Genomic DNA, 276 nt, shown 5'->3' on the forward strand with positions numbered 1-276 from the left:
GTTGTGATGTCCTACGAAAACTGGAAAGCGATTCGCGACGAAGCATACATTAACGATCCGCAACTTGCAGGCAGAATGGACGCAATGTTTAATGCCCGAGTGGGAGCCAATGCAGCATTTATGGTTGTCAGCGGCGGGACGGCATCTGCCATTGTCCGCTCGCCTGTCGCCGCAAAGGTAGTGAATAGTGCCGGGAATTTAAGCAAAATTGTCCGCAAGGCCGAGGCTCCATCCGGAAAGGCTGTTCCTGTCGGCGAAGCCCGCATTCCCCAAAGC

The 276-nt window shown here is 54.3% G+C and carries 1 protein-coding gene; it reads left to right on the forward strand.

Going from position 1 to position 276, the window contains the following annotated elements; genetic code table 11:
* Positions 1-276: hypothetical protein (locus HMPREF3047_RS11445; protein ID WP_168165908.1), on the forward strand; the 276-nt coding region annotated here is incomplete at both ends.

It is taken from the genome of Neisseria sp. HMSC075C10, from assembly GCF_001815615.1.
GTDB lineage: Bacteria > Pseudomonadota > Gammaproteobacteria > Burkholderiales > Neisseriaceae > Neisseria > Neisseria subflava_A.